Genomic DNA, 26,703 nt, shown 5'->3' with positions numbered 1-26,703 from the left:
GGTCCGCGCCCGAACGTGTTTGCCGCCGGAGTCAGAGGCAAGTCGGTGTCCATGACTGAAGAGAACAAGCGCACGAATCAGAAGCCGGCCACCGTTCGCACCGCCGAGTCCAAGGCCCGCCGCACGGCGGACAAGGCGACCGCGCCGGCCTCCCAGGCGGCCAAGGGCGCGGCGGGCAAGGCCGGTGAGGCGGCGTCAGCGGCCAAGTCCGGCGCGGAGCGCTCCGCCGAGACGGCGAAGACGGCCGCGCAGACCGCGGCCAAGGGCGTCGAGGCGGGCCGCCAGGCGGTCGTCACGGCCTCGGGCCACGTCGCCACCACGGCGAAGACGGCCTGGACGGTCATCGCCCACCGCAAGCTCGTGGCCGCGGGCGTCGGAGCAGGCCTGACCGCCCTGAGCGCCGCGTCCTACGCCGTAGGACGCCGCGCGGAACGCGGCGCGCACGGCCCCCTCACCCGGCTCACCGGCGGACGGATCTGAGCACGGCCGGCGCGACGGACGTGCCGGCACCAGGGGGTGTCCACGAAGTCGCGCCGTCCGCCCGGAGGGCGGGCCCTGCGGCGTCCGGTGTGTGCTCTCGGCGTGCCGGGCGTCGCGGGGCGGGCGGGGCTTTGCGGACACCCCCTGAGGGAGCAGGCGGCGCGACGCAGCACCGGGTGTCCCGGTGATCCGTAGCGCCGCCTCCTCGTGCTCCGTACGCCCTCCTCCCGCGTGGTCTGGCGCACATCCGGCCCTCATCGGGGTGCCCCCCTCGCGCGGCACCACGGTGACGAGGAAGGATGAGACCGCAAGCGAAGGATCAACCCATGCGGAGGAGCGGGCCCATGCAGCACGAGCGAGCGGGACGTCCGGCCGGACCCGAAGATCTCGTCGATGTCGCTCGGCTGGTCACCGCGTACTACGCGCTCCGCCCCGACCTCGACGATCCGGGGCAGCGCGTCACGTTCGGGACCTCCGGACACCGCGGCTCGTCACTGGCAGCCGCGTTCAACGACGACCACATCGCCGCGACCAGCCAGGCCATCTGCGAGTACCGCGCCGGCCAGGGCATCGACGGCCCCCTCTTCCTGGGCGCCGACACCCACGCCCTCTCGGAGCCCGCGCGCGTGACCGCCCTGGAGGTGTTCGCCGCCAACGAGGTGACCGTGCTGATCGACGCCGCCGACGGCTACACGCCGACCCCGGCCGTCTCGCACGCCATCCTCACCCACAACCGGGGCCGCACGGCCGGCCTCGCGGACGGTGTCGTCGTCACGCCGTCCCACAACCCGCCCGTCGACGGCGGGTTCAAGTACAACCCGCCCAGCGGAGGCCCCGCGGCCTCCGACGCGACCTCCTGGATCCAGGACCGGGCGAACGAGATCATCCGGGGCGGCCTGAAGGACGTACGGCGCGTCCCCTACGCCCGCGCCCTCGCGGCCCCCACCACCGGCCGCTACGACTTCCTCGGCACCTACGTCGCCGACCTGCCCGGCGTGCTCGACCTGGACGCGATCCGCACGGCCGGCGTCCGTATCGGAGCCGACCCGCTCGGCGGGGCGTCGGTCGCCTACTGGGGCCGCATCGCCGAACAGCACCACCTCGACCTGACGGTCGTCAACCCGCACACCGACCCCACCTGGCGGTTCATGACGCTGGACTGGGACGGCAAGATCCGCATGGACTGCTCGTCGCCGTACGCGATGGCCTCGCTCATCGAGCAGCGCGACCGCTTCCAGATCTCCACCGGCAACGACGCCGACGCCGACCGGCACGGCATCGTCACCCCGGACGCGGGCCTGATGAACCCCAACCACTACCTGGCCGTCGCCATCTCCTACCTCTACGCCCACCGCGACCGCTGGCCGGCCACCACCGGCATCGGCAAGACCCTGGTCTCCTCCGCCATGATCGACCGGGTCGCCGCCGACCTGGGCCGCGAGCTGGTCGAGGTGCCCGTCGGATTCAAGTGGTTCGTGGACGGACTGGCCGGCGGCACCATCGGCTTCGGCGGGGAGGAGTCCGCCGGGGCGTCCTTCCTGCGCCGGGACGGCTCGGTGTGGACCACGGACAAGGACGGCATCCTTCTCGCGCTGCTCGCCTCCGAGATCACGGCGGTCACCGGGAAGACCCCCTCCGAGCACTACGCGGCGCTGACCGCCCGCTTCGGTGAACCGGCCTACGCGCGCATCGACGCCCCGGCGACCCGTGAGGAGAAGGCCCTGCTCGCCAAGCTCTCCCCGGCCCAGGTCAGCGCCGACACCCTGGCCGGGGACGCCGTCACCGCGGTGCTCACCGAGGCGCCCGGGAACGGCGCGCCCATCGGCGGCATCAAGGTGACGACGGACAACGCCTGGTTCGCGGCCCGCCCCTCGGGCACCGAGGACGTCTACAAGATCTACGCCGAGTCGTTCCTCGGCCCCGACCACCTCGGCCGGATCCAGGAGGAGGCCAAGTCCGTGGTGCTGTCGGCCCTGACCGGCTGACCACGCGCACACCAGGTGCTCGGTGACCTTCGACGTTCCCTCCGGACCGTTCGCACCCTCTCGGGGAGCGCGCGCCGGGAGGCAGGGGACGTCGGAGGCCGTGCCCCGGCAGGACCGGGCGAAGAGGGGAACCCGGGTCACACGAACGAGGGGCTCACGCACCCGACGTGCCCGCGATACAGGACACTGGGTGAAGATCCGACCCGGGAAGGACCGACACGTGATCATCTTCGGCACCAAGGGATACCTGTACCAGCTGGCGATACTGACGCTGGTGTGCGGCCAGTGCGGAAACCCCGCCGCCCACACGCTCAGGAAGCGCGTCACGAAGTTCACCCTGTTCTTCGTCCCGCTGTTCCCGATCTCCACGAAGTACCTGACGCAGTGCACCTTCTGCGGCGCGGAACAGAAGGTGACCAAGGAACAGGCGGAGCAGTTGCAGAACCAGAGCACGAACGGCCCGAGCGGCCAGGCGCACGGGCAGCCGCAGCAGCACGACCGGTACTGATCCCGGGCCGGACGGCTTCGGCATGCGCCCCGAGGCCGGTCACCGGCCCGTGCTCACCGGCCGGCATTTCGGCGGGCGTCGAAGTGTCCCGCCCGTAGCGTCCTGAGCCATGGCGACCGACTCCCACCTCGTGATCCGCCGGGGCATCCTCTACTTCGGCACGCCCGTGGTCCTGCTGGCCCCCGAGAACCCCGACTGCGGCTCCAACCTCGCCCCCGTCTCCTCCGGGTGGGCCCTTGGGCAGCACCTCGTCCTGGGCCTGGACAGCGAGAGCCAGACCGTGCGCACCCTCGCGCAACGGCCGCAACTCGTGGTCGACGTCGCCTCACCGGAGCTGTGGGAACACATGGAACGCCTCGCACCGCTCACGGGGCCAGCCCGGTGCCGGAGGCCAAACGGCCCGTGTACCGGCACGAGCGCCGCCGCGAGTCGCCGAGTGCGCCCTGCAACTGGAGGCCCGGGCCCGCTCGCTGACGCCGGGCGCCCAGCCGGGGTACTGATCGTGTCCGATGTGGCAACCGCGGCATCCCGGGTACTCGGCCTCCGCGGGCCCGGACCTGTGTGGGCCGACGGGCCTCCTGCAGTCGATCAGTGAAAACGGAGGCATACAGATGAGCACCATCAAGGAAACCGTGGAAGTCGATGTCCCCGTCCACACCGCCTACAACCAGTGGACGCAGTTCGAGGAGTTCCCGAACTTCATGGAGGGCGTCGAGGAGGTCAGGCAACTGGACGACCGCCACAACCACTGGACCACCAAGATCGGCGGGGTACGGCGCGAGTTCGACACCGAGATCGTCGACCAGTTGGCCGACGAGCGGGTCACGTGGCGTACGACCAGCGGAGACACGCACCAGAGGGGCTCCGTCCGCTTCGAGCGCCTCGACGACACCCACACCAGGGTGGAGCTCGTGTTGGATGTCGAGCCCAGCGGAGCCGCGGAGAAGGCCGCGGACATGATGGGCATGATCGACCGCCGGGTCAAGGGTGACATGAAGCGCTTCAAGCAGTTCATCGAGGAGCGCGGGATCGAATCCGGCGCGTGGCGCGGCCGCGTCGAGCCGGGCGGCCCCAGCGGCTCCGGCCCGATCCTCTGACACCAGCCGCGTACTCCCGGAACCCGGCCTCCACGGTGAGGCCGGGTTCTTCTGTGCCCGCGGGTCCCACTCCTTGCGGGGAGAGTGTGGAGTTTCGGCCATCGTTATGACATGCACCTGTCCATATCGGTCTCCAGGTGGCACGCTGCCCCCTGACTGTCCGCAGTGACACCCCTGCCTGACCGGGTGGACGGGCTTCCCGTCGCCCGGCCCCCACAGCAGAAGGAGACCGCGTGATAGGCAGACCCCGCAGCCCTCGCTCACCCGTCGGCAGCACCCGCGTTCGCCGCTCCGTCCTCGGCGCGCTCGCCGGCGTCACGGCACTGCTGGCGACCGGCGTCACCGCCGCACCGGCGAGCGCCGCACCGGACCCCGGCGTGGCGACCCCCTCGGCACAGGAACGCGCCCTGGCCTTCTGGACGCCGCAGCGAATGCGTGCGGCCACCCCGCTCGACGTCCTGACCGTCGACCGCTCCGACGTGCGGTCACCGGCACCCCGCCAGGGCAAGGCAACGATCGTGGCCCCCAGTGCTCCCGCCTCCGCCGTGGGCCCGCTGGCCTTCCCGCACTCCGGCGGACCCTGGTCCGGCGGGGGAGCGGTGACCAAGACCGCCGGTCGGGTGTTCTTCACCTACCAGGGCCGCACGGCGTCCTGCTCCGGCAACGCCGTCACCAGCGCCAACAAGAGCACCGTGCTGACCGCGGGCCACTGCGTGAAGATGGAGGGCGCCTGGCACACCAACTGGGTGTTCGTACCCGGGTACCACGACGGGCAGCGCCCGTACGGCACCTGGGCCGCGGCCAAGACCCTGTCCACGCCGCAGTGGACGGCCAGTGAGGACATCAACTACGACATCGGCGCCGCCGTGGTCGCCCCGCTGGACGGGAAGAACCTGACCGACGTCGTCGGCGGCCAGGGCCTGGCCTTCAACACCGGCTACAACAAGGCGATGTACTCCTTCGGCTACCCGGCCGCGGCGCCGTACGACGGCGAGAAGTTCATCTACTGCAGCGGCACGACCTCCCGCGACTTCCTGCTGTCCAAGGACCACGGTCTGACCTGCAACATGACCGGCGGCTCCAGCGGCGGCCCGTGGTTCACCCAGTTCAACGAGTCCACCGGAACCGGCCTGCAGTCCTCGGTGAACAGCTTCAAGTACAACTTCTTCCCGAACGCCATGTACGGCCCGTACTTCGGCGCGGACGCCCAGAACCTCTACCAGAGCGCCCAGTCGTCCTGATCCACCTTCACCGGGAGCCGGGTCCTCCGCCGAGCCGCGACGGAGGGCCCGGCTCCGGGTGTGTCGGCGACGCGTCCCTGGTCGGAAGCCGGGTGCCGGTCGGGTGTGACGCAGAGAGCACGGACGATCGGAATCCCGCGGGGCTGCATGGGGCATGCACGGAGGGCCCCCTGATCGGCCACGGCCTCCAACTCGCCCGCAGCCCCCTGCCGTTCATCAGCTCCCTGCGCGACCACGGCCCCGTCGGCCGCATACGCATCGGGCCCACTCCCGCCTACGTCGTCACCGACCCCGCTCATCGATCAGGCCATCGACCACCGTGCGCGCCGGCCGGCCGGCCCCTCCTCCGACGCCGCGGTCGGGGCCGACGCGGGATGCCCGCACGCGGCGGCCGCTCGGGAGCAGCGGACCGGCCTCTTCGACACCCTGCTGACCGCCGAGGACCCGTTGACCGGCCGGCAACTCCAGGACGAGGCCATCACCCTGCTGACCGGCGCCATCGAGACCACCGGCACCACCCTGGCCTGGACCCTCTACGAGATCACCCGGCATCCGCGGGTCGAGCAGCGGCTGCGCGAGGAACTCGCCGCGGTGTGCGCGGACCGCCCTTGGCCTACGGCGACCTCGAGCATCTTCCCTACGCCCGCCGGGTGTTGCAGGAGGCCGTCCGTAAGTACGGCCCGGCCTGGCTGGTGACCCGGACCGCCACCCGCGACCTCGACCTCGGCGGGCATCTCGTTCCCGAGGGCGCCGACGTGGTCTGGAGCCCTTACCTGCACCAGCACGACCCCGGCGTGTTCGTCCCGCAGCCGATCGTTGCAGCCCCCTGGACGAGGGCAACCTTCGGGTCCCTCGACGGTCTGTCTCTCAGGGGGGTGGCCATGGGGTCGGACCATCAGATCGCGTTCTTCCTGCGGGAGTCGGCGCAGCCGGAGCCGGAGCGGCGGGCTGCGGCGCTGAAGGGGCTGGGGAGGATCGGCCGGGCCGAGCACGCTCGCGTACTCGTCGACGCGGCCGACGACCCCGCCGCCTCGGTGCGCGCGGCCGCCGCCGCGGCCCTGGGCAGGCTCGGCATCCCGGAGGCCGGCACAGAGGTGCTCCCCTTGCTGATGGGGGACGCGGATCCGGACGTACGACGCAGGGCGTCGGTCGCCGCCGTCCGACTGCGACTCGACGGCCTCGCGGTCACCCGGGCCTTCGCCCGGTTGCTGTCCGACCCGGACCACCACGTGCGGATCAACGCCCTGGACGGACTGGCCGCACTGGGCGTGCCCGGTGATGTCACCGCCCTGGCCGCCCTGCTCGGTGATCCGGACCACGCCGTGTGGGGACGGGCCCGGACCCTGCTGTACACCTGCAGGCAGGACCCGGCCGTGCGGGCGGAGCTGCTCCGCACCGCCCGAGAGGGCAAGGGCGCCGCTCGCGCGCGGGCCCTGGAAGAGCTGCCGGAACGCTGCACCGGGCAACTCCTCGACTCACTGCTCACAGGTCTGCGCGATCCGTCCCCCGCAGTGCGGATCGAGGCAGCCCGCCGCTTGTTCCACGTGGAACAACGGCAGGTACAGGACACATTGGCCGCGGCGCTGCACACCGAGGAGCATCCCGAGGTCGCCGCGGGACTGCTGCGCGGTCTTGCCGGACGGGGCGACGACCACGTGACAGAACCGGCCGTGCGATGGCTGCGCGATCCCGTCGCCGGACCGTCGGCCGCCCGTGCTTTGGGCGCCGTGGATGCGGGCACGGCCGCCGCGCACCTCCGCACGGCCCTGACCGACAAGACGCTCTCCTCCCGCACCCGGGCCGCCACCGCCGCAGCCATCGGGAGCGCGGGCCGCTGGGACGCGGTGTGGCTCCTGCTGTCCCTCCTGGACGACCCCGACGACGACCTGCGTGCGGGCGTACTCGACGGCTTGGAGACACTCGTCGAAAACGGCCTCCGCCCCTGGGAGCGCCACCCCGTGGCCTGGGCCCTGGCCGCCCACCTGGCCTCCGACGAAAGGCACATCTGGCGCACTCGCAACGCCCTCGACGGCCTCGCCCAGGCCCTGCCCGACGTACGGCGCCTCGCGGACAACGCTCCGTCCGGCGAGGTCCTGGCCGCCGCGCTGTCCCTCCTCGACGGCGACGACCCGACCGACGAGCACACCCACCACGACGTACGGCGCTTCCTGCGGAGTCTCGACGACCCGCACGAACCGGTCCGCTACGAAGCCGTCCTCGGGCTCGAACGCTGGGCGGGCGCCACCGGCTCACTCCCGCCGGACAGCGCGAATGCCCGCACCCGGCTGACCGCACTCACCGAGGACGCCTCCCCACGACTGCGCCAGGCCGCCACCCGCCTCCTCGACACCCTGGACAGCGGCCCGCGGTAGCAGACGCGGTCGGAAAGCAGCCGCACCGGCGAATTTCGTCCACATGCGGTCGGGCACCGTGAGCCGCCCGCCGAACCGGTCCACACTGGAACCCATGCGCGTGGTGATCATGACGGCGGGTTCGCGCGGCGACGTCGCCCCGTACACCGGGCTGGGCGCGGGGCTGGCGCGCAGCGGGCACGAGGTCACGCTCGCCACCCATGCCTTGTTCGAACCCTTGACCGCCGGCTCGGAGGTGCGCTTCCACCCGACCCCGGTCGACCCGCACGCCGTGTCCCACTCCGACCGCGGACGCGACCTGCACGCCAGCACCACAGGCCTCGGCAAACTGCTGCGCGCGGCGTCGATGGCCCGGTCCGCGGCCGAGGAGATGACCGACGCCCTGGTCCGGGCGGCCCGCGGCGCGGACATCGTCCTGGCCGCCGGAGCCGTGGCACCGCTGGGCCGCGCCATCGCCGAGGGGCTGAACCTGCCCAGCATGGGCCTGTTCCTCCAACCCCAGCATCCGACACGCGAGTTCGGCGCCCCCATGCTCGGCGGACGCTCGCTCGGCCCGGTGGGCAACCACTTGGGCGGACGGGCCGTCCTCTCCGCCGTCGACCGGGTCTTCACGCACGCCATGCACCGGCTGCGCACCCGGCACGGCATGACCTTGAGCGGCCCCTCCGCGAGCCGCCGGGCCCACGAGCGAGCCCACTGGCCCGTGTTGCACGGATTCAGCGAACGAGTGGTGCCCCGTCCGAAGGACTGGCGCCCCGGGCTGGAGATCTCCGGGTACTGGTGGCCGCACGACACCCGCACGCTGCCCGCTGAACTGGAGGGTTTCCTGGCCGCCGGACCCCCGCCGGTGTTCATCGGGCTGGGCAGCGCGACGGTGCCGGACCCCGGCCGCCTCAGCGGGGAGATCGTGCGGGCGCTGCGCTCGGCAGGGCTGCGCGGCATCATCCAGCAGGGCTGGGCGGGCCTCGCCGCCCCCACCGGCGACGACATGATCACCGTGGGCGACGTGCCGCACGCCCTGCTGTTTCCCCGTACGGCCGCCGTGATCCACCATGCCGGCGCCGGCACCACCGCCGCCGTCCTGCGGGCGGGCGTCCCCACGATTCCTGTGCCGGTGCAGTTCGACGGCGGCTTCTGGGCGGCGCGCCTGGTCGCCGTGGGCGCGGCCCCGTGCGCCGTCCCCCTGCGCCGCCTCACCGCCGGCACACTCGCCCCCGCCCTGCGCCGCGCCACGGACGACCCTCACCACCGAAGCCGCGCACAGGAGTTGGCCCGGGGCCTGGCCGAAGAGGCCGGCGTGGCCCCGGTCCTGGCCGCGCTGGACCGGCTCACGTCATGACGGCTCTGCCCTCGGCGGACGACTTCCGGCGGGGAAAGCGGTGGTGCAACCGGATCGCCGCGGGAGCGGCGATGAACACCGAGGAGTACGTCCCGACGGTGAGGCCGATGAGCAGCGCGAGGGCGAAGTCCGTGAGCGAGGAGCCGCCCAGTACGGCGAGGGCCGTGAGCATGAACGCGGCGCCCATGCCGGTGTTCACGGTGCGGGGCAGGGTCTGCAGGATCGCCTGGTTCGCGATGCCGGAGAACGGCGTTCCGGGGCTGCGCCGCACCAGTTCCCTGACGCGGTCGAAGAGGACGACGGAGTCGTTGACGGAGTAGCCGATGACGGTGAGCACGGCCGCCAGGAACACCCCGTCCACGGGCTTGCCGAGCCAGGCGAAGACCCCGAGGAGGACGATCACGTCGTGGACGAGGGCGACGACCGCCGCGGAGCCCAGGACCCAGCGGAAGCGTGCCGCGAGGTAGGCGAACTGTGCCGCGAGGGCAATGGCGAGCGCGATCAGCGCACCCCGGCGCAACTCCTCGCCGAGGCTCGGACCGATCAGTTCGTCGCGGACCTTGTCCGCCCGGTCGGCGACATCGCGCAGTGTGCCGGTGACCTTCGCCTCTTCGGCATCGGTCAGCGGGTCGGTACGCACCGTCAGCCCCGTGTCGCCGGAGGTCTGCACGACCGCGCGGGGGAACCCGGCGTCGGCGAGGGCGGCACGCACCCGGCCGGGATCGACGGTGCCGCTGGTGGTGTATTCGATGAGGCGGCCTCCGGTGAACTCCACACCGAGGTCGACGCCGCGCACCGCGATGCCCGAACCGGCCAGCACGAGCACGGCGGCGGAGGTCGCCAGCCAGCGGCGCGGACGGCGCATCAACAGCGGGTTGCGGCGGGTGAGACGGTCGCGCACCGCGCCGGTGGTGGCGATGCCGGTGAGACGTGGGCGGCGGCGTACGGCAGGGCGGCTCACGGCGAACTCGGCGAGCACCCGGCTGATGACCAGGGCGCTGAACATGGAGGCGAGCACACCGATGCCGAGGGTGACGCCGAAGCCGCGCACCGGCCCGGAGGCGAGGAAGAACAGCAGGGCGGCCGCGATCAAGGTGGTGATGTTGGAGTCGGCGATCGCGCTGAAGGCGTTGCGGAAGCCGGCTGCCAGCGCCGAGCGGATGCTGGGCCGTCGCCGTACCCCGTACTCCTCGCGGGCCCGCTCGAAGACCAGCACGTTGGCGTCCACGGCCATGCCGATGGCCAGGACGAAACCGGCCAGGCCCGGCAGGGTCAGGGTGGCCCCGACGGCGGCCAGAGCGGCGTAGGAGACCAGGCCGTAGCAGGCCAGGGCGAGGGCGGCCAGAGCACCCATCAGCCGGTAGACGCCGATGATGAACAGCGAGGTCAGTGCTGTGCCGAGGGCCGCCGCCCAGGCACTGGCGGTGATGGCCTGCGCGCCCAGGGTGGGGCCGACGGTGCGCTGCTCGACGGTCTCCACGGGTACGGGCAGGGCGCCGCCGTTGATGAGCAGGGAGAGTTCGCGGGCCTCCTCGGGGCTGAAGGAGCCCGTGATCCGGGTGGCGCCGTCACGGATGCCGGTCCCGCAGGCGAGAGACGGGTCGACCTGCGGGGACGAGATGACCTTGTCGTCCAGGACGATGGCGACCCGCCGTGCCGGATCGCCCGCCGCGTGGCAGGCGGCCTCGCCGGTCAGACGGGCCCAGCCGCTGCGGCCGGCGCCCTCGAAGCCGACGGTGACGTGCCATCCGGCGCCGCCCTGCTGGTCGAACCGGGCGGCGGCCTCCTTGACGTCCTCGCCGGTCAGGGACGTGGGCCCGAGGCGCAGCGGAGTGCCGGACTCGTCGGGCAGCACGCGTTCCCGGGGCCGCTTCGGCAGCGGCCGTGAGGTGTCGTCGGCTCCGTCCGCGGGACCGAGCACGGGGTGGAAGGTGAGCTGCGCGGTACGGCCCAGGACGTCGGCGGCCTTCTTCGGGTCCTGGGCACCGGGCAGTTCGACGATGATCCGGTGGTCGCCGGAGCGCACCAGGGTGGGTTCGGCGACGCCGAGCGCGTCGATGCGTCCGCGCAGCACCTCCAGGGTGCGGTCGGTGGCCGCGCGGTCGGCGTCGGCCGTGGGGGTGGAGCGGGTCTCGAGCACGATGTGCGTACCGCCGCGCAGGTCCAGTCCGAGCCGGACAGGCACGGTGACGGCGACGTACAGCGACAGGGCGAGCACGGCGAGGGCGAGCAGTGCCCTCACGCGCAGGGAACGGTTCAACGGGAGCCTCCGGCAGGCACACCACGGCGGCGGCCGTCGTGGGCCGCTGCGGGGCGGGTCGAGTGGAAGGGAAAGGGGCGTCAGGTGCCGGAGAACACCGGGGGCGCCCGCCCCTGGTCCTGGGCCGTGTGTGGCTGTGCCGAGGGCACGAGCCGGATCGGATCCCTGTACGGGCCCGGAACCCGGCACGCGCCGGCATCCGCGCTGTCGCCGCAGATGCCGAGGTGCCCGCGCGGGGCCGGGTGCTCGCCGTGCGGCTCGAGGCGGGTGGCCGCCCGGACGACGCAGGCGGCATCGCACCCGTCGTCGGCGCGGGTCCCGTCGTACCTGTGATGGTCTGCCGCCGCAGGTGCACCGGCCATCGCCCCTGAGGTGCCGGGCGGCGGGCCCGCGATGCCGAAGGTGGCCAGCACGGCCAGGACGACGGCTGCCAGCACCGCGGCGACGGGGGAGCGGGTTCGGGCGCCGCTGGTGACTGTGCGCGCGCTGCGGTGCACCGTCCCCCCTCTCGTCGTGGCGTGCGGGCCGGGCCCGGCTCCCGGCCGGGACGTGGGCAGCCGGTGGGTCAGGGCTCGATCAGTCCGGCGCGGATGGCGTAACGGGTCAGGTCGAGGCGGTCGCGCAGGCCCAGCTTCTGCAAGAGGTTGGCGCGGTGGCGCTGGACGGTCTTGATGCTGATGAACAACAGGTCCGCGATCTCCTTGGACGAGTGGCCCTCGGCGACCAGCTTAAGGACTTCTTCCTCGCGGGGGGTGAGGATTTGGCCAGGAGTCTCCTCGCCGTGGCGGGCCCGGTCCAGGTAGTTGCGGATCAGGGCGGTGACCGCGCCGGGATACAGGAAGGGCTCGTCCCGCATCGCGGCCCGGCAGGCGGCGACCAGGTCCCGGTCGGCGACGGACTTCAGCACATACCCGCTCGCGCCGGCCTTCAAAGCCTGGAAGAAGTACTGCTCGTTGTCGTGCATGGTGAGCATCAGGATCCGCACTCCCGGTGCCAGGACGGCCAGTTCGCGTGCTGCCTGGAGGCCGGTCATGCGCGGCATGGCGATGTCGAGCACGGCCAGGTCGACCTCGCGGGTGCGGGCCAGCTCGATGGCCTCCGCCCCGTCACCGGCCTCGGCGACCACTTCGAGGTCCGGTTGCTGGTCGAGGATGAGCCGCACACCGCGACGGACCAGCGCGTGGTCGTCGGCGAGCAGGATGCGGATCGTGCTCGATCGCGTGGGGGAGGCTGTGGCCGTGTCGGGCATGGTCAGGGCTGCTTCCTCGCGACGGGCGCGGTGAGCTGGACTCGGGTGCCGGCGCGGGGCGCCGGGATGATCTCGAGGCTGCCCCCGGCGAGCAGGGCCCGCTCGCGCATTCCGCGGATGCCCGCGCCTTCGCGGGGGGCCTCGATGCCGCTGCCGTCGTCGGTCACCGTGAGCACCACGCTGTCGTCGGTGCGACCCAGGGCGACGGTGACCCGCCCGGCATCCGCGTGACGGGCGACGTTGGTCAGCGACTCCTGGGCGACGCGGTAGAGCACCAGCTCCGTCTCCGGCGCCAGAGCGGGCAGGTCGGCATCGAAGCGGCGCGTCACCAGCAGCCTGGTATGGGTCGCGAAGTCCTCGCTGAGCGAGGTCAGCGCGCTCACCAGACCCAGATCGTCCAGCACACCCGGCCGCAGCCGGCGCACCAGGCGACGGACCTCGTCCAGGCTCTCCCGGGTGATCTCCTGCAATTCCTGCAAGTCCTTGCGCAGCGGCTCCGGTGCGTCGTCCGCGGAGCGCTTGAGCCCCAGCAGGATCGCGGTCATGCTCTGGCCGACCTCGTCGTGCAGTTCCTGGGCGATGCGGCGGCGTTCCGCCTCCTGGGCCAGCAGGGCCCGGGCGCTGCTGGCGACCCTCTCCTGCTCCAGCCGCTCCAGCATGGCGTTGAACGTACGGATCAGCTCGGCGACCCCGCCCCCGCCCGAGGCGGGCAGGCGCTGGCCGGGGCGCAAAAGGTCCACGGTGGTCATCAGCTTGGTGAGCCGCTCCAGCGGGGCCAGACCGAGCCGCAGCAGCGCGCCGTTCGCGACCAGCATGACGGCCAGACCGCCGACGAGGATGATCGCCTCGGTGAGCAGCACCGGCACGGAGACGGTCACCGGAGCCCACAGCAGCAGGGCCGTGGCCGTGCCCAGCACCACGGCGTTGAGGGCGAAGATCCGCCAGAACAAGGACACCGTCCTGCGCCTCCCCTTCCGAAACCTCGGTCTCACCTCCACTGTCGGGCATCGCGCGGCCCACCGCGTTCGCGGCCGGGCGCTCGAGCAAGCCTGCGGCCAGGCTGCCTCGTTCCCCCGAGTCCCGTCCATGGGACCTGACCCCCATTTCCCCGGGCACGCACCACCCATGACGCGGCCGCATGGGTCCCTCGCCCCGGTGCACATGGGCCCCGCGCCCGATAGGTATCCGCCGCGGACCGGACGAAGGTGGAGAACACACGACCCCCCGACAGCCGGCGGGCACCCCGGCGACGCCCCCGGCCGCCCGCGCCGAGAAGGAGACCGACCATGTCGCTCGACGTCACCCGGGCCGAACCCCACCCGCACGAGGCCCGTCAGCGCCTGGAGCACGCCCGCACCTCCCGGCTGGCCCAGTTGCGGGCCCTCGACGAGACCGAGCGCAGCTCGGACGATCACCTGCTGTCCGCACAGAAGGCCGCGATGCAGCGGGTCCTCAAAGAGATCGATGAGGCCTTCACCCGCATCGAGGAGGGCACCTACGGAACCTGCGTGGGCTGCGCGAAGCCCGTCCCCGCGGAACGGCTCGAGATCCTCCCCTACACCCGCTACTGCGTCGCCTGCCGGCGCCGCACCGCCTGACCCCGCCCGTACCGACCTCCTACGCCCTGCCGCAAAGGGGTGACGTGGTGAACCACCAGACCATCGAAGAGAGTGCGACACACCTGTCGGCCGAGGACCTCGCCGCGCTGCGCGAAAACCTCCACGAGCAGCGCCTGTTCCGCCGGGAACAACTGCGCCTGCTCGCCGGACCGGTCACCTCCCGGGCGGAGGACCGGCTCCGGCGGCGGGCCGCCGCGCAGATCGAGGTCCGCGTCAAACTCGCCGCCTCCGCCCGCATGGTCCTCACCGACGTCGAAGCAGCCCTCACCCGTATGAACGAGGGCTCGTACGGCACCTGCCACCTGTGCCGGCGCCCCGTCGAACGGGAACGGCTCATGATCGTGCCGCAGGCGCGCTACTGCGCCCGCTGCCAGCGGGTCAAGGAGGCGCACTGATGACCGGCACCCGAGACCTGCCCGGCGCCACCGGGCGTCACCGGCCGTTGGGGCCCCTCTGCCGGCACTGCTGCGGTATCGCCCTGGACCTGGGCAGCGCCCGCACCCGCGTCTGGCTGGGCGGCAACGGCACGGTCGTCGACGTGCCACAAAGTTGCGTGAGCGTCCTCAGGGACGGCACTACAAGGAGGGGAGCGGTGGCCGGCCCTGGAACGACCGACCTGGCGCCCCGACATCCGCGCCGCGGTCAACTCCAGGGCGCGGGTCAACATGCACCGCAAACCGTCCCCTCACCCGGCGTGGGACGCGATCCTACGGCTCCGCGACAACCTGATCATCAGTGTGGGGGAAGTCTCCTTCGTCTGGAGATCTCCAGGTCAGCGTCAGTATTGCCGGCCCCGGAGCACACCCGGACGGCCGCGCCGGGTGGCGTGTCGAAGCGCCCAAATCCAGCGTCGTACTAAGATTTCCGGCTTGTTACCGAGCTGGAGCCGGACAACCCCAGGCACACCTGCGGGCCCGCCAGCGCCCCGGAGGCATCCGGGATCCAGACGCGAGGACCGGATGGCAGCCATACAGGAGGGCGACGCTCTCGGCCTGCTCGGCGAAGAGATCGGCGCGGAGATCCAGCAGGAGTTCGGGGACGCCGCCCGCTTTTCGGGGCGTCCGGCGGCGTCGCCGCGCACGCTCGTCGACATCTTCGACGCGTCCGTGCGGTCGCATCCGGACGAGCCGGCCCTGGACGACGGCACGAGCAGTCTCACCTACCGCGCGCTGGCCGTGGAGGTGGAACGGCTGCGACGGCGGCTCGGCTCCGCCGGGGTCGGGCTCGGGGACCGGGTGGGGGTCCGGGTCCCGTCCGGCACCAACGCGCTCTACATCGCGATCCTCGCCGTACTCGCGGCCGGTGCCGCGTACGTCCCCGTCGACGCCGAGGACCCGGACGAGCGGGCCGAGTTGGTGTTCGGGGAAGCGGGCGTACGCGCCGTCATCGGGGCCGGGCACGACATCGCCGTGCACGGTGCCGGAGAGGCCCCCGCCACGCGCCCCGGTATCGAGCACGACGCGTGGATCATCTTCACCTCCGGCTCCACCGGGAAGCCCAAGGGCGTCGCCGTCAGCCACCGCAGCGCCGCCGCGTTCGTGGACGCCGAGGCCGCGCTGTTCCTCACCGAGGAGCCGATCGGCCCCGGGGACCGGGTCATGGCGGGGCTGTCCGTGGCGTTCGACGCCTCCTGCGAGGAGATGTGGCTGGCGTGGCGGTACGGCGCCTGTCTGGTGACGGTGCCGCGTGCGCAGGTCAGAAGCGGTGCCGATCTCGGGCCCTGGCTGGTCGAGCAGGAGATCACCGTGGTGTCGACGGTGCCCACGCTCGCCGCGCTGTGGGAGCCGGAGACGCTCAACGACGTACGGCTGCTGATCTTCGGCGGTGAGGCCTGCCCTCCCGAGCTGGCCCAGCGGCTGGTGACCGAGGGGCGCGAGGTCTGGAACACCTACGGGCCCACCGAGGCGACGGTGGTGGCCTGTGCCTCGCTGATGAGCGGTCAGGAGCCCATCCGGATCGGGCTGCCGCTGGACGGCTGGGAACTGGCCGTCGTCGACGAGGCCGGCGAGCCCGTGCCGATGGGCGGCAGCGGTCAGCTGGTGATCGGCGGGGTCGGGCTGGCCCGGTATCTCGACGCCGAGAAGGACGCGGAGAAGTATGCCCCCCTGGAGTCCCTGGGCTGGGAGCGCGCCTACCGCAGCGGCGACCTCGTCAAGGCGGAACCCGAGGGGCTGGTCTTCCTCGGTCGCGCCGACGAGCAGGTCAAGCTCGGCGGGCGGCGGATCGAGCTCGGTGAGGTCGACGCCGCGCTCCAGCGCCTGCCCGGGGTCGCCGGTGCGGCGGCCGCCGTACGGACGGCTCGCGGCGGCAATCAGCTTCTCGTCGGGTACGTCGTCACCCAGGACGGCTGGGGCCACGCCGCCGCCGTCGAGAAGCTCCGCGCCGAACTGCCCGCCGCACTCGTGCCGTTGCTCGCGCCGGTCGAGGAGCTGCCGACCCGCACGTCGGGCAAGGTCGACCGGAACGCGCTGCCCTGGCCGCTGCAGGACCTGGAGACGGGCGGCCCGGCGGAGCAGCTCTACGGCACCGAAGCGTGGCTCGCCGAGCAGTGGACCGAGGTGCTCGGCATCCCGGTCACCGGCGCCTCCGACGATTTCTTCGCGATCGGCGGCGGCAGTCTGTCCGCCGCCCAGCTGACCACCCGGCTGCGCACCCGCTACCCGAGCGCTGCCGTCCTGGACATCTACCAGCAGCCGGTGCTGCGCAAGCTGGCCCGGCGGCTGGAGAAGTCGGCGCGGGACGAGGAGGCCCGGCGCACGATCACTCCGGTGCCGAGGCGTGCGCAGGTCATCCAACTGCTGCTCCTCGTGCCGCTGTTCACCCTGCTCGGTCTGCGCTGGACCGTGGCACTGGCCGCGCTCGGCAATCTGCTGCCCGCCTGCGCGTGGCTTCCCACGGCCCCTTGGTGGCTCCTCGCCCTCGCAGCCGTCGCCCTCTTCAGCCCGCCGGGGCGGCTCGCCCTGGCCGCCGGTGGCGCGCGGTTGTTGCTCCGCGGCGTGAAGCCCGGCCGGTACGCACGTGGGGGCGGCGTACATCTGCGGCTGTGGACCGCCGAGCGGCTGGCCGAGTTCAGCGGCGCGACGTCGCTGACGGGGTCCTGGCTGGAGCGGTACGCGCGGGCGCTGGGCGCCAGGGTCGGACCGGACGTCGATCTGCACTCGCTGCCCCCGGTCACCGGGATGCTGAAGCTGGGGCGGGGCGCGGCCGTGGAGTCCGAGGTGGATCTGTCCGGCTACTGGCTGGACGGGGACCGGCTGGAGATCGGCACGCTCAAGGTGGGCGCACACGCCGTCGTCGGCACGCGCAGCGTGCTCTTCCCCGGTGCCCGGGTCGGCAAGCGGGCCGAGGTGGCGCCCGGATCGGCCGTCACCGGGCAGGTTCCCACCGGTCAGCGGTGGGCGGGTGCGCCCGCGGTCAAGCTGGGCAAGGCCAAGCGCAACTGGCCCAGGGAACGGCCGCGGCGCGCGACGTACTGGAGCATGATGTACGGCCTCACCGGCTTCGCGCTGACCGCCTTGCCCGTACTGGCGGGCGCGGCCGCGTTCGCCGTCGCCCGGGTGTTCTTCACACCGGACGCGCCCCTGACGGGCGCCGCCCTGGCGCTCGTCCCGGCGACGCTCTCCTTCGGTCTGGCGTACGCCGTGCTGATCCTGATCGCCGTACGGCTGCTGAGCCTCGGCCTGCGCGAGGGAACGCATCCGACGCACAGCCGGGTCGGGTGGCAGGCCTGGACGGTCACGCAGTTGATGGACCGGTCGCGGGAGACGCTGTTCCCGCTGTACGCCGGGCTGGTCACCCCGGTGTGGCTGCGGCTGCTCGGGATGCGCATCGGGCGCGGCGCCGAGGTGTCGACCGTGCTGGCACTGCCCAGCCTCACTACGGTCGGTGAGGGGGCGTTCCTGGCCGACGACACCCTGACCGCGCCGTACGAGCTCGGCGGTGGCTGGATGCGGATCGGCCGGGCCGAGATCGGGCGGCGGGCCTTCCTCGGGAACTCGGGGATGACGGCGCCGGGGCGGAGCGTGCCGGACGGCGGGCTGGTCGGCGTACTGTCGGCGACGCCGAAGAAGGCCAAGAAGGGCACCTCCTATCTGGGGCTGCCGCCGGTCAAGCTGCCGCGCGCCGCCGCGGACGGCGACCACAGCCGTACGTACGAACCGCCGGCCCGGCTGCTGTGGGCGCGGGGCCTGGTGGAGCTGTGCCGGATCGTGCCGGTGTTCTGCTCGGCGGGGCTGGCGGTGCTCACCATCGCCCTGCTGTGTGCGCTGGGGCCCTGGGCGCCGCTGCTGTCGGGGCTGGTGCTGCTCGCGGCGGGAGGGGGCGCGGCCCTCGTCTCGATCGTCGCCAAGTGGGCGCTCGTGGGGCGGCACCGCAGCGGGGAGCATCCGCTGTGGTCGTCCTTCGTGTGGCGCAACGAGCTGGCGGACACCTTCGTCGAGGTGCTCGCCGTGCCGTGGCTCGCGGGCGCGGTGCCGGGCACGCCGGTGATGACGGCGTGGCTGCGGGGTCTGGGCGCACGGATCGGCAGGGGGGTGTGGGTGGAGAGCTACTGGCTGCCGGAGACCGACCTGGTGACCCTCCAGGACGCGGCCACCGTGAACCGGGGCTGCGTCCTTCAGACGCACCTCTTCCACGACCGGATCTTGCGGACGGATACTGTGGTCCTCCGTGAGGGCGCGACGCTGGGCCCTGGCGGGATCGTCCTGCCCGGCAGCACGATCGGGGCCCGTACGACGCTGGGTCCCGCGTCGCTCGTCATGGCCGCGGAGTCCGTCCCCGACGACACCCGCTGGCTCGGCAACCCGATCGAGGCATGGCGCCCCTGAGCGCGGGCCACCCGGAGCCGGAGGGCGACGGACCGGCAGACAGTGGCAGCAGCGCAGCGCAGGGAGATCAGACGGCAGTGGCAGTCCAGCAGGCGGCGGGCGCGGACCCGTACTTCCCGGAGCACGGCGACCCCCGCTACCGGGTGCACCGGTACGAGCTCGCACTGGACTACCGCCCGGGCCCGAACCGGCTGTCCGGGACGGCCCGCGTCAACGCCATAGCGGGACGGGCGCCGCTCACCGAGTTCGTGCTGAACCTCGCCGACTACAAGATCGGGCGGGTGCGGGTCGACGGACGGCAGCCCCACTACACGCACCGCGGCGGCAGACTGCGCGTCCGTCCCGCCAAGCCGGTCCGCGCGGGGGCGCCGTTCACGGTCGAGGTGCACTGGTCGGGCAACCCCGAGCCGGTGAACAGCCCCTGGGGCGGGCTCGGCTGGGAGGAGCTGGAGGACGGGGCGCTGGTGGCCAGCCAGCCGATCGGGGCGCCGTCGTGGTACCCGTGCAACGACCGGCCCGCCGACAAGGCGTCGTACCAGCTCTCGATCACCACGCCGTCGGCGTACGCGGTGGTGGCGGGCGGCCGGCTGCTGACCAGGACGACGAAGGCGAGCACGACCACCTGGGTGTACGAGCAGTCGGCGCCGACGTCCAGCTATCTGGTCGGCCTGGCGATCGGCAAGTACCAGACGGTGCTGCTGGGCGATCCGGGGCCGGGCGGAGTCCCGCAGCACGGGCACATCCCGGCGCAGCTGCTGGGGGACTTCTCGCGGGACTTCGCGCGTCAGCCGCAGATGATGGAGGTGTTCCAGGAGCTGTTCGGGCCCTACCCGTTCGACGAGTACGCGGTCGTGGTGACCGAGGAGGAGCTCGACGTGCCCGTCGAGGCACAGGGGCTGTCCCTGTTCGGCGCCAACCACGTGGACGGGGCACGGGGTTCGGAGCGGCTGGTGGCGCACGAGCTGGCGCACCAGTGGTTCGGCAACAGCGTGTCCATCGCCGACTGGCGGCACATCTGGTTGAACGAGGGATTCGCGAAGTACGCGGAGTGGCTGTGGTCGGAGCGCTCGGGCGGGCGTACGGCGGAGCAACTCGCGGCTGCCGCACACCGGTTGCTGTCGTCGCTGCCGCAGGATCTGCGGCTGGCGGACCCGGGCCGCAAGTCGATGTTCGACGACCGGCTGTACGAACGCGGCGGGCTCGTGCTGCACGCGGTGCGCTGCGCGCTGGGCGACATCGCCTTCTTCCGCATGCTGCGCGGCTGGGCGCAGCAGCACCGGGGCGGCACGGTCACCACCGCGGCCTTCACCTCGCACGTGGCCCGCTTCGCGACCGAGCCGGTGGACGAGCTGCTGCACGCGTGGGTGCAGGGGACGACACTGCCGCCGCTGCCGGGGGCCGAGAGGCGGGCGGCGGGCTAGGACCGTCGAAGGCGGGGGTGGCCGCTCACGGTGATGAGCTGACGGGCCCGGTCGCGAACGGGCCGCCTTCGCCGCATGCGAGGCGCCGGAAGTTCTCGTGAGGCGCCCCGGCGGCGCGTTCGGCCGGATCGCCCGTGGCCTTGAACCGCAGGGTGCCGCCGTCGAAGTCGGGTGCGAGCGGGCCGGGGTGTCCTCATGGGGCCGGGAACCCCGGTAGACGCGCTTGGTGGGCAGCGTGTCCAGTTCGATGTGGTGGCGCGTGTGCGGAACGCCAGCCGTACGCCCGAGGGCTGGGCCTCGGCCACGGCCGGTCGGTTGTCGGGGATCTGCCTGCGCGCCCCGGCGGGCAGCCGATGCGGCAGCAGGCCGTGCGCGGTCGCTTCCACGTCGAGATGGCCGCGCAGGAGGTCCGAGGTGACAGGTGTGGTGATCGTGCGTGCTCGGTGCTCATGGCCTCAGCCTGTTGATCAAGATGTCGTGATGCCCGGATGTGCCGGCGTCCGGCGCGAGGGCCGCACCGTGCGGACGGCTGGTCAGGGGGTGGTCCCATTCCGTAGCAGGGCGTCGAGGGAATCCACGATCCAGGCCCAGGATTCCCGCGCGTCGGGTGCACTGTGGTCGAAGCCTCCGGCCAGCTCCAGGCTGACGTAGCCGTGGAAGACGCTGCCCAGCATCCGGACCGCGTGCGTCTGGTCCGGCTCCGCCAGGTCGTAGCCGCGCAGGATCGCCCGCGTCATCTGCGCGTGCCGCACCCCGGCGCTCGCGGCTGCCGTTTCGGGATCGAGCCGGAGCCGTGCCGCGGCGTAGCGGCCGGGGTGCTCCCGGGCGTAGTCACGGTAGGCATCCGCGAAAGCGGCCAGGGCGTCCTTGCCGGCGCGCCCTGCCAGGGCATCGGCGACCCGGTCGGCGAGTTCCTCCAAGGCGAACAGGGCGATCCTCGTCCTGAGCTCCTGGGAGTTCCTCAGGTGCGAGTACAGGCTCGCGACCTTGACGTCGAACCGCCGGGCGAGCGCCGACACGGTCACCTGATCAAAACCGACCTCGTCGGCCAGTTCCGCCCCCGCCCGGGTCAGCCGTTCCGGGGTCAAGCCCACTCTGGCCATGACCTTCCTCCTGTCAGCGAAATCAATTATGCATTTGCCTAAAGGTTTTAGGCAAATTAGCATCCGGTTCATGAGACCCCTGACCGAGCGGGAGATCCGCACCGCCTTCGTGAACTGCAGCAAGGGCGCGGCCAAGCGCCTGTCCATCCCGCACGACCTGGCCGAACGGCCCTGGGACGACCTGGACTTCCTCGGCTGGCGAGACCCCCAGGCGCCCGACCGGGCCTACCTCGTCACCGAGCTGGACGGCCGCCCGACAGCGCTCGCCCTGCGCTGCTCCGGCGCCACGTCCTGGCAGACGCGGCGCAGTATGTGCTCGATGTGCCTGACCACCCACACCGGCGGCGTCTCCCTCATGGTCGCCGCGAAGGCCGGCAAGGCCGGACAGCAGGGCAACTCCGTGGGTGCCTACATGTGCAGCGACCTCGCCTGCCCGCTGTACGTGCGGGGCAAGAAGGACGCGGGCGTCGGCGCGCGCCTCCCCGAGTCGCTCACCCTGGAGGAGAAGATCCAGCGGACCGTCACCCACCTCACGGCGTTCATCGCCAGGGTCACCGCGTGACCCGACCGGCCTCCGGAGGCTGCCGAGGTCAGCGGGGGATGCCCGAGGCGTCCAGGTACTGGTGCATGACGCGCACGGGGAGGCAGGGGTTGCGCAGAGCCACAGAGGACGTTTCCGGGTTCCGGCAGCTCCGGATGATGAGGTCGACCGGCAGTGCGGGGTGCGCGGCCGCCATGGCACGTACGCGTGCGTCGGGGTCGGCGAGCAGCCGGACCACCAGGTCCACGGGAGCCTGCGGGTCGAGTCCGACCAGCCACCTCTTCCCAGGATCCGTGTCGTCGGCGAAGCGCCGGCCGGCGCCCGCGCGGGGAAAGTTCGGGTGGGCGAGCAGACCGCCCTTGGTGATGACCTCGCAGTCCAGGTAGGTCTGCAGCACGACCTCGCCGTCGACGGTGGGCTGGTTCTCGCACAGGAGGAGCCTCACGGGGTAGTCGTCGTCCTGTGACAGCAGTTCGACGGCGTCGGCGGGCAGGTGTGGACTGCACGCGGCGCTGCGACGCAGGAGGATGTGGGCCGACCGGGCGCATCGGCGCAGGACGTCCGGATCATCGCAGCGGCGCACCCACTCGACCGGATGCAGCCGGTCGGCCGGGCCGATGGTGACGTCGACGGCGGCACGCTCGGTCTCCGTCAGCTCGGGGCGTACCGACACGGCCAGCCGGACGCTGTGCGCTTCGTCGTCGGCCAGCCCACGGACGATGCCGACGGCCACGTCGAGGTTGGCCGCCAACTCCCGCCGGTCCGCCTCTTCGCTGCTCGCCGCCAGCCGTTCGGCGGTCGCCGTGCTCATCGCGCCGGAGCGGATCACCTCCTGCCGTTCGAAAGGACCGAGGCCCGCGTCGAGCAGGAGGTCGGTGTACTCCGCGTCGTCGCGGCAGGCCTTCATCATGGCTGCCCGGCGTACGTCCTCGTCGGGGTCGTGGAGCAGGCGGTGCCGGGTGTCTTCGAAGAGCAGCGCCCACTCGCGGCACGCTGCCTGCCGGCAGTTGGCGTCACGGTGGTCGGCGAGTTGGGCGACCAGGTCCGGAGCCGTGAGCCGGCAGCTTGCCGCGCTGCGGCGGACCCGTGCTTCCTGGTCGGCCAGCAGACGCCGCTGGGCGGACCGGGGGAGGGGCTCCACGGGGACGCGGAACCAGTTGGGCCCGTCGGCCAGAGCATGGCGCACCCGTGCGTCGGCATCGTCGACGAGCCGGGCGCGTTGTTCCGGCGTCACGGAGGGGTTCGCGGTGAACGCCGACCGCAGCCTGTGGTCGGGATGCGCGACGATCGCGTCGACCACCTCGTCCGGCAGGGCACGCCAGGCCAGCGCGTCCCAGGCCGCGATGGCCTCCTCGGCCAGCAGCCTGGTCAGTACCTCGACCGGTGCCGCTGGATTCCGCGCGACGGCGTCGACCGTCTCGCGGTGGGCACACCTGTCGCACATGGTTCCCCCCGGTTCGCCGGCGAATGACGCAGGTCCGCGGATTGTGCTCGTGTCGTGTGTGCGAGGTCAACGGCGGTGATCACGCTCGACCAGGCGCCGGTTCACCCCTTGTTCCGTCAACGGGCTGTCCGGGCCGCCCGCATGGGGGTACTCGGCGAGGCCGTCGGCTCGGTGGCCGGTGCGCGGAGGTGCCAACTGGTCCTGGCCGCGGGCGGTTCGGCAGGGGCAGGAGTGGAGGGCGGATGACGGTCGATCTGGTCGGTTTTCTCGGCGTTGTGCTGGTCGCGTACGTGGTGCCGGGCCCGGACTTCCTCGTGGTGGTCAGATCGGCGGCCGAGGACCCCTCGAAGGGCAGAGCCGCCGCACTCGGCGCGCAGACCGGGCTGTGCGTGCACATGCTGGCCGCCGCGGCCGGTCTCTCGGTGATCGCCACCCGCTCACCCATGGTGTACGACGCGATCAAACTGATGGGGGCGGCCTACCTCGTGTATCTCGGTGTACGGGCCGTACTCGCCGCCCGCCGGGCCGCCCGGGAAAGGCGGAGCACGAACGAGCCCGCACCGCACGCCACTCAGGAGGCCGGGCCGGCCCAGGGGGGTTTCCGGTCCGCTTTCACCCAGGGGTTCCTCACCAACGTGCTCAATCCCAAAGCCGCTCTGTTCTTCCTCAGCGTCCTTCCGCAGTTCGTCGACGGTGACGGACCGCCGGCGCGGCAGATCTTCTTCCTGGGCATGCTGGACGTCGTGATCGGTGTCGCCTACTGGTTCGCCCTCGTCGTCGTCGCCGCGCGACTGCGAGCCCTGCTCGCCAGGCCGAAGGTCCGCCACCGCTGGGAACTGACCACCGGCTGGTTGTTCATCGCGCTCGGCGTCTCGGTCGCGGCCGCCGCCTGACGGCCGTCTGGTTCGACGGATTCGGTGGTGACCCTGGTGGGCAGTGAACCAGGGAATGTCATGAGCACGACTGCCCTTCCCCCACAAGGAGGTCGATCATGCACGTCCGCATACTGACCGGCGGCCTCGCCGCTGCCTGTCTGGTGTCCTTGTCCCTGACGGGTGGCCAGGCCGCGGCCGCTGCCCCCCACGCGCCGGATGCCCCTCCGGCCGCCCGTGTCCTGACCTATGACGCCGGTGGCTCCGCGGAGTTCAGGAGTGCCGTCGACCGGGGTGCGGCGATCTGGAACGAGAGTGTCGACGCCGTCGAACTGCGGCCGGTCGCAACCGGGCAACGCGCCAACATCCGGGTCCTCGCGGACAACGGCTGGCCTCGCGCCCTGCCCACCACCCTGGGCAACGGGACCGTGTACATCGGGCGCCAGGCCGTCGATCAGGGCTACGACACGATCCGCATCTCCGCACACGAGCTCGGGCACATCCTGGGTCTGCCGGATCGCAAGCCCGGACCGTGTTCGAGCCTGATGTCCGGTTCCAGCGCGGGAACTTCGTGCAGGAACCCGTATCCGAACGCGGCGGAGAAGGCGGAGGTCGAGGGGAACTTCGGCGGCGTACTCGTCGGCCGGGCCCCGGCGGTACGCGCCGAGGTGATCGTGGACTGACGCACGCCGCGCCACACGTGAGAAGGATGCCCGGCGAACCCCGGGCATCCCGCGCAAGGCCGTCGCGGCCGTGCACGCGGTACCAGAGCGCGCGCACGGCCGCAGCCATGTCCGCGCCGGGTCAGTGATCGTCCTGATCCGACGGCGTCCGGTCCACTGCCGGAAACGGACGGGCCTGATCAGCGACGTCCTCAACCCGAAGATCGCCGTCTTCTGCACCGGGCGGCTGCCCGAGCCGGCCCGCCCCGGCTGCCCGCCGCCCGGCCGTGACGCTCCTCGTCCTCCTCCACTCCGCCGCCCTCACCCTCGCCTTGCTGGGCAGCTACGTGCCCCTGCTGTCCCAGGCCGGGCCGGTTCTGCACCGGCCACGCACACCGGGCACGCATACCGGCCATGCATGCATCGGCCTCGCGGACGCCGGCACCGCCGGCTGGTCTGCGGCCCCCGTGCGGCAGTGTCCGGCCCGCCTGCCGCCCCCAAGACCGGTGACATTGCCGGTCCGCGCGCGGTGGCCGGTCCCTGACAGTGGCACGGCCAGCCCGACGGCGGTGCCCGTCGCGGGCACGCGGCAGACGCCCCAGGTCCCGCGTGCCCGCGAACGGGCCGACCGCCACGACAGAGAGGACGACTCGTCGTGCGACTCCACCCCCACACCGATTCACCCACGCGCGCCCGTGGCCCACGCGGGCGCCGGGCGGGGCGACTGGCCGGTGCCGTCGCGGCGCTCGCCGTCGTCATCGGCCTGGGCCCCCTGGCCGGCCCGGGCGCCCACGCAGCGGAGAACCCCTACGAGCGCGGCCCGGCCCCCACCAACTCCAGCATCGAGGCGCTGCGCGGCCCGTACGCCGTGTCGCAGACGTCCGTCTCCTCGCTGTCCGTCACCGGATTCGGCGGCGGCACCATCTACTACCCGACGAGCACCAGCGACGGCACCTTCGGCGCGGTGGCCATCTCGCCCGGCTACACCGCCTACGAGTCGTCCATCGCCTGGCTCGGACCGCGCCTGGCCTCGCAGGGCTTCGTGGTGTTCACCATCGACACACTCACCACGCTCGACCAGCCCGACTCCCGCGGACGTCAGCTCCTGGCCGCCCTGGACCACCTCACCGAGCGCAGTTCGGTGCGGAGCCGGGTCGATGCCTCTCGCCTCGGCGTGATGGGTCACTCGATGGGCGGCGGCGGCAGCCTGGAGGCCGCCAAGTCGCGTCCGGCCCTCCAGGCGGCGATCCCGCTGACCCCGTGGAACCTCGACAAGACCTGGCCCGAGGTCACCACACCGACGCTGATCTTCGGAGCCGACGGGGACACCATCGCCCCGGTCGCCTCGCACGCCGAACCTTTCTACTCGGGCTTGTCCTCGTCGCTGGACCGGGGCTACCTGGAGCTGAACTCGGCGACGCACTTCACGCCCAACTCGTCGAACACGACGATCGCGAAGTACAGCGTTTCCTGGCTCAAGCGGTTCATCGACAACGACACCCGCTACGAGCAGTTCCTGTGCCCGCTGCCCCGGCCGAGCCTGACCATCGAGGAGTACCGGGGCAACTGCCCGCACAACTCCTGACCTTCCGCACCCCGGGCTGCGGAGCCGCGGCAGCGAGGGTGACCGGCGGCGGACGCGTGCGACGCGTCCGCCGCCGGTGGCGTGCCGGGACACGGCCGG

General features: G+C 72.4%; 21 protein-coding genes and 2 pseudogenes. 16 read left to right on the top strand and 7 right to left on the bottom strand.

The window, feature by feature from the left end; all coding sequences use genetic code 11:
• The first annotated feature begins 51 nt into the window (after positions 1–51).
• The 8 genes and pseudogenes from ACIRDU_RS28715 (at position 52) to ACIRDU_RS28680 (ending at position 9,022) form a co-directional block, all read left to right on the top strand.
• Positions 52–480, top strand: a complete 429-nt coding sequence (locus tag ACIRDU_RS28715) for a hypothetical protein (RefSeq protein WP_403584498.1) — start codon at positions 52–54, stop codon at positions 478–480.
• Positions 481–824: 344 nt separating this feature from the next.
• Positions 825–2,465: a phosphoglucomutase (alpha-D-glucose-1,6-bisphosphate-dependent) gene (gene pgm / locus ACIRDU_RS28710; protein ID WP_403584495.1), complete on the top strand. Its 1,641-nt coding sequence runs from the start codon at positions 825–827 to the stop codon at positions 2,463–2,465.
• 220 nt (positions 2,466–2,685) lie between these two features.
• Positions 2,686–2,973 carry a zinc-ribbon domain-containing protein gene (locus tag ACIRDU_RS28705; RefSeq protein ID WP_403584493.1) on the top strand — a complete coding sequence of 96 codons (288 nt, stop codon included), beginning with the start codon at positions 2,686–2,688 and terminating at the stop codon, positions 2,971–2,973.
• 611 nt (positions 2,974–3,584) lie between these two features.
• Complete coding sequence (locus tag ACIRDU_RS28700; protein ID WP_403584491.1) at positions 3,585–4,070, top strand: SRPBCC family protein; 486 nt, start codon at positions 3,585–3,587, stop codon at positions 4,068–4,070.
• Positions 4,071–4,303: 233 nt separating this feature from the next.
• Positions 4,304–5,311, top strand: coding sequence for a trypsin-like serine peptidase (locus ACIRDU_RS28695; protein WP_403584489.1), 1,008 nt, complete (start codon positions 4,304–4,306; stop codon positions 5,309–5,311).
• Positions 5,312–5,758: 447 nt separating this feature from the next.
• Positions 5,759–6,063: pseudogene (locus tag ACIRDU_RS28690) on the top strand (cytochrome P450); the annotation flags it as partial.
• Positions 6,064–6,192: 129 nt separating this feature from the next.
• Positions 6,193–7,683, top strand: a complete 1,491-nt coding sequence (locus ACIRDU_RS28685; protein WP_403584740.1) for a HEAT repeat domain-containing protein — start codon at positions 6,193–6,195, stop codon at positions 7,681–7,683.
• Positions 7,684–7,777: 94 nt separating this feature from the next.
• Positions 7,778–9,022 carry a glycosyltransferase gene (locus tag ACIRDU_RS28680; protein WP_403584486.1) on the top strand — a complete coding sequence of 415 codons (1,245 nt, stop codon included), beginning with the start codon at positions 7,778–7,780 and terminating at the stop codon, positions 9,020–9,022.
• Here ACIRDU_RS28680 and secD read toward each other — a convergent pair.
• From secD to ACIRDU_RS28660, 4 genes are all read right to left on the bottom strand, one after another.
• On the bottom strand, positions 9,012–11,282 hold the full coding sequence (secD, locus tag ACIRDU_RS28675; protein ID WP_403584483.1) for a protein translocase subunit SecD: 2,271 nt from the start codon (positions 11,280–11,282) through the stop codon (positions 9,012–9,014). The genes ACIRDU_RS28680 and secD overlap by 11 nt on opposite strands.
• A gap of 80 nt (positions 11,283–11,362) precedes the next feature.
• Positions 11,363–11,779 (bottom strand): hypothetical protein, encoded by a 417-nt coding sequence (locus ACIRDU_RS28670; protein WP_403584481.1) that lies wholly within the window; start codon positions 11,777–11,779, stop codon positions 11,363–11,365.
• A gap of 68 nt (positions 11,780–11,847) precedes the next feature.
• Positions 11,848–12,531: a response regulator gene (locus tag ACIRDU_RS28665; protein WP_403584478.1), complete on the bottom strand. Its 684-nt coding sequence runs from the start codon at positions 12,529–12,531 to the stop codon at positions 11,848–11,850.
• Between the two features lie 2 nt (positions 12,532–12,533).
• The gene (locus ACIRDU_RS28660) at positions 12,534–13,487 is read right to left on the bottom strand and encodes a HAMP domain-containing sensor histidine kinase (protein ID WP_403584475.1); all 954 of its coding nucleotides are present in this window, start codon (positions 13,485–13,487) and stop codon (positions 12,534–12,536) included.
• A 330-nt stretch (positions 13,488–13,817) separates the two neighbouring features.
• Between ACIRDU_RS28660 and ACIRDU_RS28655 the strand changes: the two genes are divergently transcribed.
• From ACIRDU_RS28655 to ACIRDU_RS28640, 4 genes are all read left to right on the top strand, one after another.
• Entirely contained in the window at positions 13,818–14,129 is a 312-nt protein-coding gene (locus ACIRDU_RS28655) for a TraR/DksA family transcriptional regulator (RefSeq protein ID WP_403584472.1), read from the top strand.
• 44 nt (positions 14,130–14,173) lie between these two features.
• Positions 14,174–14,545, top strand: a complete 372-nt coding sequence (locus tag ACIRDU_RS28650; RefSeq protein ID WP_403584470.1) for a TraR/DksA family transcriptional regulator — start codon at positions 14,174–14,176, stop codon at positions 14,543–14,545.
• Positions 14,546–15,109: 564 nt separating this feature from the next.
• On the top strand, positions 15,110–18,976 hold the full coding sequence (locus ACIRDU_RS28645; protein ID WP_403584467.1) for a Pls/PosA family non-ribosomal peptide synthetase: 3,867 nt from the start codon (positions 15,110–15,112) through the stop codon (positions 18,974–18,976).
• A 77-nt stretch (positions 18,977–19,053) separates the two neighbouring features.
• Complete coding sequence (locus ACIRDU_RS28640) at positions 19,054–20,397, top strand: M1 family metallopeptidase (RefSeq protein WP_403584465.1); 1,344 nt, start codon at positions 19,054–19,056, stop codon at positions 20,395–20,397.
• Between the two features lie 189 nt (positions 20,398–20,586).
• On the opposite strand, the pseudogene ACIRDU_RS28635 reads toward ACIRDU_RS28640, so the two are convergent.
• Together ACIRDU_RS28635 and ACIRDU_RS28630 are read right to left on the bottom strand one after the other, a co-directional pair.
• A pseudogene (locus ACIRDU_RS28635) lies at positions 20,587–20,828 on the bottom strand (lipase); the annotation flags it as partial.
• Positions 20,829–20,930: 102 nt separating this feature from the next.
• On the bottom strand, positions 20,931–21,500 hold the full coding sequence (locus ACIRDU_RS28630) for a TetR/AcrR family transcriptional regulator (protein WP_403584462.1): 570 nt from the start codon (positions 21,498–21,500) through the stop codon (positions 20,931–20,933).
• Positions 21,501–21,570: 70 nt separating this feature from the next.
• Here ACIRDU_RS28630 and ACIRDU_RS28625 point away from each other — a divergent pair, with 70 nt between their 5' ends.
• The gene (locus tag ACIRDU_RS28625) at positions 21,571–22,062 is read left to right on the top strand and encodes an FBP domain-containing protein (protein ID WP_403584459.1); all 492 of its coding nucleotides are present in this window, start codon (positions 21,571–21,573) and stop codon (positions 22,060–22,062) included.
• A 28-nt stretch (positions 22,063–22,090) separates the two neighbouring features.
• Here ACIRDU_RS28625 and ACIRDU_RS28620 read toward each other — a convergent pair whose 3' ends face one another.
• On the bottom strand, positions 22,091–23,485 hold the full coding sequence (locus tag ACIRDU_RS28620) for a hypothetical protein (protein ID WP_403584457.1): 1,395 nt from the start codon (positions 23,483–23,485) through the stop codon (positions 22,091–22,093).
• Between the two features lie 242 nt (positions 23,486–23,727).
• Between ACIRDU_RS28620 and ACIRDU_RS28615 the strand changes: the two genes are divergently transcribed.
• From ACIRDU_RS28615 to ACIRDU_RS28605, 3 genes are all read left to right on the top strand, one after another.
• Complete coding sequence (locus ACIRDU_RS28615; RefSeq protein ID WP_403584455.1) at positions 23,728–24,378, top strand: LysE family translocator; 651 nt, start codon at positions 23,728–23,730, stop codon at positions 24,376–24,378.
• A gap of 98 nt (positions 24,379–24,476) precedes the next feature.
• Positions 24,477–25,040, top strand: coding sequence for a snapalysin family zinc-dependent metalloprotease (locus ACIRDU_RS28610; RefSeq protein WP_403584452.1), 564 nt, complete (start codon positions 24,477–24,479; stop codon positions 25,038–25,040).
• Positions 25,041–25,674: 634 nt separating this feature from the next.
• Positions 25,675–26,604 carry an alpha/beta hydrolase gene (locus ACIRDU_RS28605; RefSeq protein WP_403584450.1) on the top strand — a complete coding sequence of 310 codons (930 nt, stop codon included), beginning with the start codon at positions 25,675–25,677 and terminating at the stop codon, positions 26,602–26,604.
• Positions 26,605–26,703: the final 99 nt, after the last annotated feature.

Origin of the sequence: Streptomyces sp. NPDC093598, assembly GCF_044764825.1 — a bacterium.
Taxonomy (GTDB): Bacteria; Actinomycetota; Actinomycetes; order Streptomycetales; family Streptomycetaceae; genus Streptomyces.
The sequence above is the reverse complement of the archived record's forward strand: the minus strand, read 5'-3'. Positions and strand labels throughout refer to the sequence as shown.